Source organism: Streptomyces sp. NPDC041191, from assembly GCF_055591945.1.
Genome location: NZ_JBVIZC010000013.1, coordinates 201,617 through 209,846, shown reverse-complemented (window position 1 = coordinate 209,846; position 8,230 = coordinate 201,617). Strand labels below are relative to the sequence as shown.

The 8,230-nt window shown below is 70.4% G+C and carries 10 protein-coding genes and 1 pseudogene; 8 read left to right on the top strand and 3 right to left on the bottom strand.

The genetic code is table 11. From position 1 onward, the window contains the following. Positions 1–86: 86 nt before the first annotated feature. Entirely contained in the window at positions 87–338 is a 252-nt protein-coding gene (locus tag ACZ6AQ_RS25535; protein WP_468762658.1) for a transposase, read from the top strand. On the opposite strand, the gene ACZ6AQ_RS25530 is transcribed toward ACZ6AQ_RS25535, so the two are convergent. Both ACZ6AQ_RS25530 and ACZ6AQ_RS25525 read right to left on the bottom strand, forming a co-directional pair. Continuing rightward, the gene (locus ACZ6AQ_RS25530) at positions 313–2,025 is read right to left on the bottom strand and encodes an eCIS core domain-containing protein (RefSeq protein WP_468762656.1); all 1,713 of its coding nucleotides are present in this window, start codon (positions 2,023–2,025) and stop codon (positions 313–315) included. The genes ACZ6AQ_RS25535 and ACZ6AQ_RS25530 overlap by 26 nt on opposite strands. Positions 2,026–2,127: 102 nt before the next feature. Further along, a pseudogene (locus ACZ6AQ_RS25525) lies at positions 2,128–2,613 on the bottom strand (IS5/IS1182 family transposase); the annotation flags it as partial. A 271-nt stretch (positions 2,614–2,884) separates the two neighbouring features. On the opposite strand from ACZ6AQ_RS25525, the gene lepB reads away from it, so the two are divergent. After that, entirely contained in the window at positions 2,885–3,493 is a 609-nt protein-coding gene (lepB, locus tag ACZ6AQ_RS25520; RefSeq protein ID WP_468762627.1) for a signal peptidase I, read from the top strand. Between the two features lie 47 nt (positions 3,494–3,540). Here the strand turns inward: lepB and ACZ6AQ_RS25515 are convergent, their stop codons facing one another. Then, positions 3,541–4,146, bottom strand: coding sequence for a TetR/AcrR family transcriptional regulator (locus ACZ6AQ_RS25515; protein WP_468762625.1), 606 nt, complete (start codon positions 4,144–4,146; stop codon positions 3,541–3,543). A 188-nt stretch (positions 4,147–4,334) separates the two neighbouring features. Between ACZ6AQ_RS25515 and ACZ6AQ_RS25510 the strand changes: the two genes are divergently transcribed. The 6 genes from ACZ6AQ_RS25510 to ACZ6AQ_RS25485 all read left to right on the top strand — a co-directional run bounded on the left by ACZ6AQ_RS25510 (position 4,335) and on the right by ACZ6AQ_RS25485 (position 8,204). Next, the gene (locus tag ACZ6AQ_RS25510) at positions 4,335–5,015 is read left to right on the top strand and encodes a DUF6230 family protein (RefSeq protein ID WP_468762623.1); all 681 of its coding nucleotides are present in this window, start codon (positions 4,335–4,337) and stop codon (positions 5,013–5,015) included. 103 nt (positions 5,016–5,118) lie between these two features. Then, entirely contained in the window at positions 5,119–5,613 is a 495-nt protein-coding gene (locus ACZ6AQ_RS25505) for a DUF6114 domain-containing protein (protein ID WP_468762622.1), read from the top strand. After that, positions 5,610–6,395 (top strand): DUF6230 family protein, encoded by a 786-nt coding sequence (locus ACZ6AQ_RS25500; protein WP_388692404.1) that lies wholly within the window; start codon positions 5,610–5,612, stop codon positions 6,393–6,395. The genes ACZ6AQ_RS25505 and ACZ6AQ_RS25500 overlap by 4 nt, the downstream gene beginning before the upstream one ends. Further along, entirely contained in the window at positions 6,389–6,775 is a 387-nt protein-coding gene (locus ACZ6AQ_RS25495; RefSeq protein ID WP_468762620.1) for a DUF6114 domain-containing protein, read from the top strand. Before ACZ6AQ_RS25500 ends, ACZ6AQ_RS25495 begins: the two co-directional genes overlap by 7 nt. Positions 6,776–6,858: 83 nt before the next feature. Beyond that, a complete protein-coding gene (locus tag ACZ6AQ_RS25490) occupies positions 6,859–7,440 on the top strand; it encodes a hypothetical protein (RefSeq protein ID WP_468762618.1) in 582 nt (193 codons plus the stop codon). Further along, on the top strand, positions 7,437–8,204 hold the full coding sequence (locus ACZ6AQ_RS25485; RefSeq protein ID WP_468762616.1) for a DUF6230 family protein: 768 nt from the start codon (positions 7,437–7,439) through the stop codon (positions 8,202–8,204). Before ACZ6AQ_RS25490 ends, ACZ6AQ_RS25485 begins: the two co-directional genes overlap by 4 nt. Positions 8,205–8,230: the final 26 nt, after the last annotated feature.

The window sequence follows — 8,230 nt, the reverse complement described above, 5'->3', positions numbered from 1 at the left end:
CAACACCAACCCCCAACTGCCCTGGTCCTTCCTCACCCACACCGGCCTCACCCTCCACCCGCCAACCCCACCCAACTAACGAAAAGATCAGTAAGTGGACGTTCCGGACCGGGGCGGCCCGGCGGGATGTGCCCGAGCGCTATGGCCCGTGGGCCGCGCTGCATACGCGTTTTCGCAGGTGGTCGGCGGACGGGACGTTCGGCCGGACGCTGCGGGCCGCTCAGACCGAGACCGAACCCTCAGCCGAGTGCAAGGTCACGAAGATGGCCGCCCCCGTTCCGAGCGATCACTCGAACAAGTGGTCAGCCGTCCCTAGAAATTACCGAAATTATCCCTGAAATGTTCCGGCATTTCCTCTCTGTGCTTCTGTGCACTGTCATTGAGGGTTTTTCCTGCGTTTTCGTAGGTCTGCTCCAGGCTCTTTTCGACTTTCTGCTTGACGCGCCCGTATATCACGGGGTGGGTCTCCCTGAGTTCTTCCAGTTTCTGGGCGGCCTTGACGCCCTCGTTGACGACCGATGCGGCTCCGACCGCCGCGGAACCGACCCTGACCGCTGCCCCGAGCCCAGGATTGATAACAGTTGCCAGCACCCCCAGTGTCCCCGATGTCAGGACACTGCCGGCAACCGCCCCCCCTGCGCTCTGCTTGACTCTGTCCATCCCTTCGTTGGCCTGCCTGCTGAATTTCGATCCCCCCTCCTGGCTTCCGTAGGAAGCGGCATCGGCTATGAGTTTTTGCAGTTCGTCCTGTCCGTTGATCATGGCGTAGAGGGCGAACTTTCCGCCTTCCGGGAGGTTGTCGGAAAGTTTCTTCAGCTCTTCCTGTGTCGGAATCTTCATATTGCCTTGAAGTGCGTCGGCCCGGTCTTTAAGTGCTTTTTTCGCTCCCGATTCAAATCCTTCGGCGAATGAGAGATTCTCCGTTTTCTTTTCTATTTTATCTCCCACCGCGCCCAGTATCTTGTCTGCTATTCCCAGCCGACTGGACCCCTGTGGCGAGGTTTCATCAGAATTCCAGTCGCGCCTAGAGGGGCGTTTGGCTATTTTATCGCAGATGGCTGCAGCGAGAGCCTCTGCGCCGGCCTTGTCGTCGCTGTAGGTGAGCACTGTCGCACTCTCCACCATGTCACGCATGACGGCTTTCGCTTCATACCCTATTTCCGCTCCCCTGGAGGGGGTGAGGGGTTTTCCTTCAGAGGCGGCGACGCGTGCAACTATCGAAATTTCGTAGGAGTTGAGGAATGCCTGGACGGCTGCTGCGCTTTCCAGGCTCCGCGGGTCCTGAAGATCTTTCGGATCGTTGAGTTCGATCTTCCGCTGGATCTCTGGAGTCTCGTTGGCGGTGACGTAGGCGCTTGTCTTCGGCTGGATTGATGAGGCGTCCCGCTGAACTGGTGCCGGATTGTTCATGACCCGGTGTGCGTTGGATTCGGCTTCTTTTTCGTAGCGGTCTGACGGGTCACTCACCTTCAGCCCGTTTCCCTGGTCTGTTCCTGCGACGGGGCCTTGGCGTTGTTGAATGACGTGAGTGAGTTCATGGGCGAGGGTGTGCTTGTCTCCTCCGCCGTCGCCGAGGACGATGTTGTTGCCGCTCGTGTAGGCGCGGGCGCCGATTTCGCCCGCAGAAGCGCGGGCGGCGCTGCTGTCGTGGATGCGGACGTCGGAGAAGTCGGCACCGAGGCGGGCTTCCATTTCGTCGCGGAGCGGGGCGTCCATGGGGCGGCCGCTGCCTGCGAGGACGTCGTGGACGGCGGACCGCTGTACAGCGGCGGGTGCCTGTTCGGCGGCGGTCCGTCGGTGTTCGCAGCCGGCGCCGTGCACGTGCTGTTCGGCGGCTTGGTCCTCGCGCTGGACGGGTGGTTGGGCGTAGGGATGTCCGGAGAGCTGGAGCATGTGGAGGACGGCGGCGTTGCCCGCAGTGCGCTGAAGGGCGAGAAGTCCTGCTGGGCTCGTGCGGGCCGATCTGGCAGGCGCCGGGGACTTGAGGCCGTTTGCCTGCTCTTGGTGGTGTTCGTGCTGTGTCAACGGGGCGCCTTTCAGGAAGATGGGACGTGTTCCACGAAACCTGTTCGCAGCGTGTTCCCGACAGGACCGGAAGGGCAGTACTCGGGGCAGTGAGCCTTTTCGGCGTGGGTGCTTCGGGGTGAGGACGGCCGTGGCGGCGACGGAGACGCGGTTCGGGCCGCGGCGGACCCGGCGGAGGATGCGCCGGGACTTCAGCCTTGCGATGCTTCGTTCGACCGGTGCTCGTACCGCTGACAGGGCTCGGCCGATCGTCCGCTGGGCCGTGGTGAGGTCCCGCCCGGGAAGCCGTCCAATCGGTGTGGTCACCCAGGAGCCGGCGCCGGTGCGGGCGCGGTCGGCGAGGGGGCCGTCGAGCAGGAGGCGATCCGGATCCGTCTCCGGCAAGACCCGCGGCGGTCCGGGCGCCCGCCGGGACAGGTGGCCGACGACCGCTGCGGCGTGGGCACGAGCGGTGCCGACGGATATGCCGAAGCCGGCGGCGATCTGCGCGAGTGGGCCATGGCGGCGGAGGTGGTCCGGGCCGTCGAGGGTCCGCCGGTGGGTCGGGAGTTCGCAGCGGCGGTCACCCTCACGGGTGACGATGAGCATGGTGACCCGCTCGACCGGGGCGTGAGGAAGGCCGAGCGACGGCCGGATCAGGACACCGGCACCGCTCCGTCCGGGACGGCCCGTACGGGTGCCGGTCCCCGGGGCGGGCCGGTCGCCCTCCGGGTCGGCTCCCTGGTGGGACCGGTCGTCGTGGTCCCGGACGACCGTGGTCAACAACCCTGAGCGGTACGGTCACAGCCGATCACCGCCCGCCGTCCTACCGTCCGGCCATGACCGAAACCGACCGGCCTTCGTCCTCCGGTCCCCGCCGATGAGCGCGCGCCGGGCGGTCGGAGCCGTCCTCGGGGCCGGGGCCGTGCTCTGCCTCCTCGCGGGCGTCGCCGTCACCGCCCTCGGCATCCGGGTCGACGGCTCCAGCATGGCCCCCACCCTTCACCGGGGGGACCGCGTCCTCGCCGTCCCGGGCTCCGCCGGCGAGGCGCGCCGGTTCGACGTGGTGCTGCTGCGGGCCACCGGGAAGGACGCCCTCCTGGTGAAGCGGGTCGTCGCGCTCCCCGGCGACCGGGTCGCGATCGTCTCCACGCCGGACGAACCCTTCCAGGTCCTCCTCCAGGAGCGGGGCACCGGCCCGGTCCACCGGGTGGTGTCCCCCCGCTGGGCGGCGCAGGCCCGCCGTACGGGCCCCTGCTGCACGGCGGAGGGCACCCGTTCGGCGCGGGCCGAGCTGCGGACCGTGCCCGAGGGGGCGTTCTTCTACCTGGGCGACAACCCCGATCTGTCGGACGACTCGCGGGCGTACGGCTGGGGCCGGATCGACCGGATCGAGGGCCGGGTCGGCGTGCGGGCCCACCCGCTCTCCTCGTCCCCGGGCATCGACGGCCGGCCCGTCCTGGAGGAGTACGGGAGGGCGGTGCCATAGGGGTGTTCCGGAGGCTCCGCCTCCCGGCGCCGGTTCCGCGGCGCGCCCTACGCCGGGGGCACCTTCTCGTGGCCCGTGCTCAGGGCGACCCGGACCACGGTGTCCGCGATCCTGCGGGCCGACGCCTCGGGGGACGAACCGGCCTGGACGATGTGACTGGCGGTCAGCCGGACCGCCGCGTCCACGGCCAGTTCGCGCGCCACCGGGCCGATGCCCGGCCACGCCTCCGCGACGTACGCGTCGACCATGGCGGTGGCCGTGGCGAACGCCGACGCGGACCGGGTCGTGAGGTAGGGGAGGAGCCCGTCCTCGCCGGTGCTGGTCAGCATGGCCTTGATCAGGGGGTTCCGGGCGGCCAGCCGGAGCGTGAAGCCGACGGCGGCCTCGACGGCCGCCCGCAGGTCGTCCCGGTGCGCGTCCAGGCCCGCCTGGATGCCGACGAGGCAGCGTTCCAGCTCGCGCTGGAACAGGGCTTCGCCGACGGCTTCCTTGGAGGCGAACTCCGAGTACAGCGTCTGACGGCTGACGCCGACCGCGCCGGCCAGGTGTGCCATGCGCAGCTTGTCGAAGCCACGGTCCGCGACCGCCTCGTACGCGGCGTCGAGCAGGCGTTCGCGCAGCAGTGTCCGGACCGTCTCCCTGAAGCGTGGCATCGGCCAAGCGTAGTCCAGGGGGAATTCTCCCCAAGATTGTCCGGACTGTTGACACTCGGTACATGACTGTCCAATTCTCGAACACGCAGCCGCAAAGTGTCATCCGTCTCCGACCATCCGGCCGAGGACGCACGGCTGTATTCGCACCCCACCCGCGCGCCGTGCGCGGGACGACGGTTGGAGAGCACATGCAGGAAGAGAGCAGAGGGGTCACCCGCTGGCGCAGATCGGCGTTCCTGGCCCTGCCGGCGACCGTGGCGGTCGCCGCCATGGCCACCGCCATGGTGCAGGGCGCCCTCGCCGCGAACCTCTCGCTGACGAGCGTCCCCTTCACCCTCAGCTCCAAGACGGTGGCCGCGCCGCAGGGCATCGGCGCGGTCATGCACACCATCGACGCGGGCGGGCCCAAGGGCGCCGCGCAGGTCGGCATCGCCAAGGCGGGACTGGACGGCATCTGCGTCCACGCCGTCCAGTCGGTCAACCTCCCGGTGGTGGGCAGCCTCGGCACCTGGTCGCTCAACATCTCCTCGCCGGCCGCGGCCACCCCGCTCACCAGCGACCAGCTCGTCGCGGGCTCCGGGCTCCAGGCGAACAAGCTGATCCTCGACGCCCAGGCGCTCAAGGCGTCCACGGCCACCCTGAACGCGAGCGACGCCACCCCGAACGTCATCGGCGCGGCCGCCGACGGCGCCGGGATCAAGGCCACCGGCATCAACGACGGCACCCCGGGCCAGTTCGGCCTGGACGCCACCGGCGGCCGTACGGACATCAAGAACCTCAACGCCGACGCCAACGGCGCCACGATCGCCGGTGCGATCACCCTGCCGGACCTGGCGATCGGCATCGCCCACGGCGACAAGGGCTGCTGAGCCGGACCGCCCGCGCGGCGGCGCCGCGCACCGGGGCCCCGCGCCTCCCGAAAGGCACGGGGCCCCTCCCCACCCCTCCCCGACCCACCGCTGCGAGGTCCCCATGAGCACCGATCCGCCGTCCGAGCCGACCGAAGGGACCGCCCCGGACGCGCCCCGGCCGCGCGGCGCGCGCGCGGCGTTCCGCACCTGGCGCCGCACCCGGCCGTTCTGGGCGGCCGTCTGGACCGGGACCGGCGGCTTCGTCATCTTCTTCCTGCCGATGGCCCCCCTCGGCAAGATCCTCCAGGTCGGGGTCGGCGGGATCGCGGGCATGGCGGGCGGCGTCGTCCTGATGGCGATGGCCCTGCTCATCCTGCTGATGCCCAGCCAGCGCCACACCGCCGGCGTCCTCGCGGTGATCGCGGGCGTCGCCTCCTTCCCGCTGTCGAACCTCGGCGGCCTCTTCGTCGGCATGGTCCTCTCGGTCCTCGGCGGCTCCATGGCCTTCGGCTGGCTCCCCGAGAAGCCCGCCAAGCGGCGCGGATTCCTCCGCCGCACCCGGACGGCCGACCGAACCCCCGTACCCCCCGTGTCCGTTGGGAGCGGCTCCGCATGAACCACCTCTTCTCCGGCGCCCGTGAGCTCGGCAAGTCCGTGACCCGGATGCGCACGAGCGGTGTCCGCGCCGCCGCCGACTGGAACACCCGGATGCTGGCCGAGGCGGCCGACGGCACCCGCCGCGGCACCCGCTGGGGGCGCGGCGCGTTCGCCCTCGTCCCCTCGGTCCTCGCCGTCGGCGCCCTCGGCACGGCGCTCGCGCAGGGGGCGCTCGCCGCCAACTTCAGCGTCACCGGCGAGCCCTTCACCCTGACCTCCAACGGCGTCCAGGGCAGCGGCTTCGGCGCCATCGTCAACACCCCGGCCGTCGGACGCCCGGACGGCACCACGACCACCAACACCGCCATGGCGCGCGTCGGTTTCGCCAGCGCCGGGCTCGCCGGACTGTGCGGCATCGTCCACCAGAAGATCGCCGGGCTCCCGTACTCGCTGCTCCTGACCGGCGGCCAGAAGGTGACGGCCGCCCCGCCGGCGGACTTCACCACCGACATCGACGCGTCGAACCTCTACATCCAGGCCACCGAACTCCAGGCGTACGGCCCCACCACCCTCCAGAACGCGGTGCTCGGCCAGTCCGCCGACCAGGTCACCGTCGCCGGCAAGCCCCTCACGGGCGCGCTGCCCGGCGGCTTCGGACTCGGCTCGGCGGGCGGCGAGGGCGGCAGCTCCATCAAGCTGCACGGCCTGAACGCCACCGCGTACGACGCCGAGATGGCCGGCGCGCTGGTCCTGCCCGACCTGAAGATCAGGGTCGTCCCCGGATCGGCCACGACGTGCTGAGCCGGGCGAAGGCCGCGTGGGCGTGGTTCGGGGCCTTCCGCCGCACCAGGCCCTTCTGGGGCGGGGTGTGGATGGTCGCCGGGGGCTGGACCGTCCTCAAGTTCTCCCTCAGCTCCCTGCAGCTGATCGTGAGCACGGGCTTCGGGGGGATCGCCGGCTACCTCGTCGGTGGCGGGATGATCCTGTGCGGCCTCATCCCGATGGCGCTGCCCGGCCAGCGGTACACCTTCGGGCTCATCGGCGTGGTCCTCGCGGTCGTCTCCCTCGTCGTCTCCAACCTGGGCGGGTTCCTGGCCGGCATGACGCTCGGCGTCCTCGGCGGCTCCATGATGGTCGGCTGGGGTGCCAAACGCCCGCGCCGCAGGGCGGTGGAGGGGTGACGGCCGGGGAGCGCGCGGTACGGGAGGGACGCGCGGCGCGCCGGACGCGGGGCACGCGCGGAGCGCGCCGCAAGGCCCTCGCGGTGACCACCACCCTGGTCCTGGCGGTCACCACCGCCGTCTGGTCGGGACAGCCGAGCAGCGCCTCGGGGGCCAACGCCGCCGTCGAGCCGATGGGCGTCCCCTTCCTGCCCTCCCCGGACCCGCTGCGCGTCACCATCGACAGCATGGTCGCCGTGTCGATGACGGTCGACAAGAACGTCACCATCCGGCTCTCCGACGGCACGACGCGGACCACCACCAAGTACACGTTCACCAAGCTCAAGATCCGCTCGCACATGAACGTGGTCCAGCGGGCGAACGGCCACACCGTCACCATCGACGTGCCGGGGGAGGGCTCGCTCGGCGGTTACGACAGCGCGGGGAAGCCCGAGACGACGACGATGTGGGGGAACATCACCAACGTCTGCGTCCGCGTCCTCTTCAAGATCTGCGGGGTGCAGGGGCTCCTCGACTTCTTCGGCTCCCTCATCCCGCTGACCGCCGGCGCCGAGGACTTCGCCGGCGACATCTACGCGATCCGGACGGTCGACGACCACGCGGCCCTCGACTCCACCGACAACCCCGTCCACCTCCCCGGAACCATCACGGTGACCACCCCATGAACCCCGAAAGCCGCAGCCCGGAAGAGCACGCCCCCGTTCCGGAGGGGCCCGCGGAGGACGAGCGCGCGCGGGAGGTCTCCGCGCGGGAGGGCCGCACCCACTGGCGCCGGACCCTTGCCGTCGCCGTGCCCGCGCTCCTCGTCGCGGGCGGCGCCGGGACCGCGATGGCGAGCGGCGCCCTCGCCGTCGGCCTCCGGATCCAGGACCGGCCCGTCGACTTCACCACCAGCAGCCTGTACGGGACGCAGTACGGCGCCGCCGTCGTCGACCAGGCCGTCGTCAGGCCCGACGGCTCGGCCGGAACCGTACGGGTGCTCCGCATGGGCTTCGCGGACGGGATGATCAACGGCCTCTGCCTGAGCCAGAAGCAGCAGATCGGGGGAGCCACGTACACCCTGATGCTCACCCTCGGCGACGACAACCCGGGCTCCTGGGAGATCAGGACGAAGAACACCGTCCTCGACCTCAAGAACGCCACCGGCGTCCTCGACATGGACGGGATCGTCGACCTCAACACCAACGGCGCCGACGTGAAGACCGTGAAGGACGCCTCCGGGGCGTACGTGGTCAACCCGCTCGACAGCCCGCAGCACCGCTTCGGCATCCAGGCCCGCTACGCCAAGTTCGACAGGATCGTGGGCACCGCCCAGGACTTCCAGCTCCCGGGCCTCCTCACCACGCCCGGCCTCAAGCTGAGCGTGCGGCCCGGCGCGGTCGCCTGTCCGGCCCCGCCGGCGCCCACCGGGACCCCCGGCACGCCGTGAGCCGGTGCGGGCCGCTCCCCGCCGGC

What these genes read in the sequence shown, in the direction of transcription:
- lepB (WP_468762627.1), top strand. Translation starts at nt 2,885, where the DNA reads ATGAGCGCGCGCCGGGCGGTCGGAGCCGTCCTCGGGGCCGGGGCCGTG.
- ACZ6AQ_RS25515 (WP_468762625.1), bottom strand. Translation starts at nt 4,146, where the DNA reads ATGCCACGCTTCAGGGAGACGGTCCGGACACTGCTGCGCGAACGCCTG.
- ACZ6AQ_RS25510 (WP_468762623.1), top strand. Translation starts at nt 4,335, where the DNA reads ATGCAGGAAGAGAGCAGAGGGGTCACCCGCTGGCGCAGATCGGCGTTC.
- ACZ6AQ_RS25505 (WP_468762622.1), top strand. Translation starts at nt 5,119, where the DNA reads ATGAGCACCGATCCGCCGTCCGAGCCGACCGAAGGGACCGCCCCGGAC.
- ACZ6AQ_RS25500 (WP_388692404.1), top strand. Translation starts at nt 5,610, where the DNA reads ATGAACCACCTCTTCTCCGGCGCCCGTGAGCTCGGCAAGTCCGTGACC.
- ACZ6AQ_RS25485 (WP_468762616.1), top strand. Translation starts at nt 7,437, where the DNA reads ATGAACCCCGAAAGCCGCAGCCCGGAAGAGCACGCCCCCGTTCCGGAG.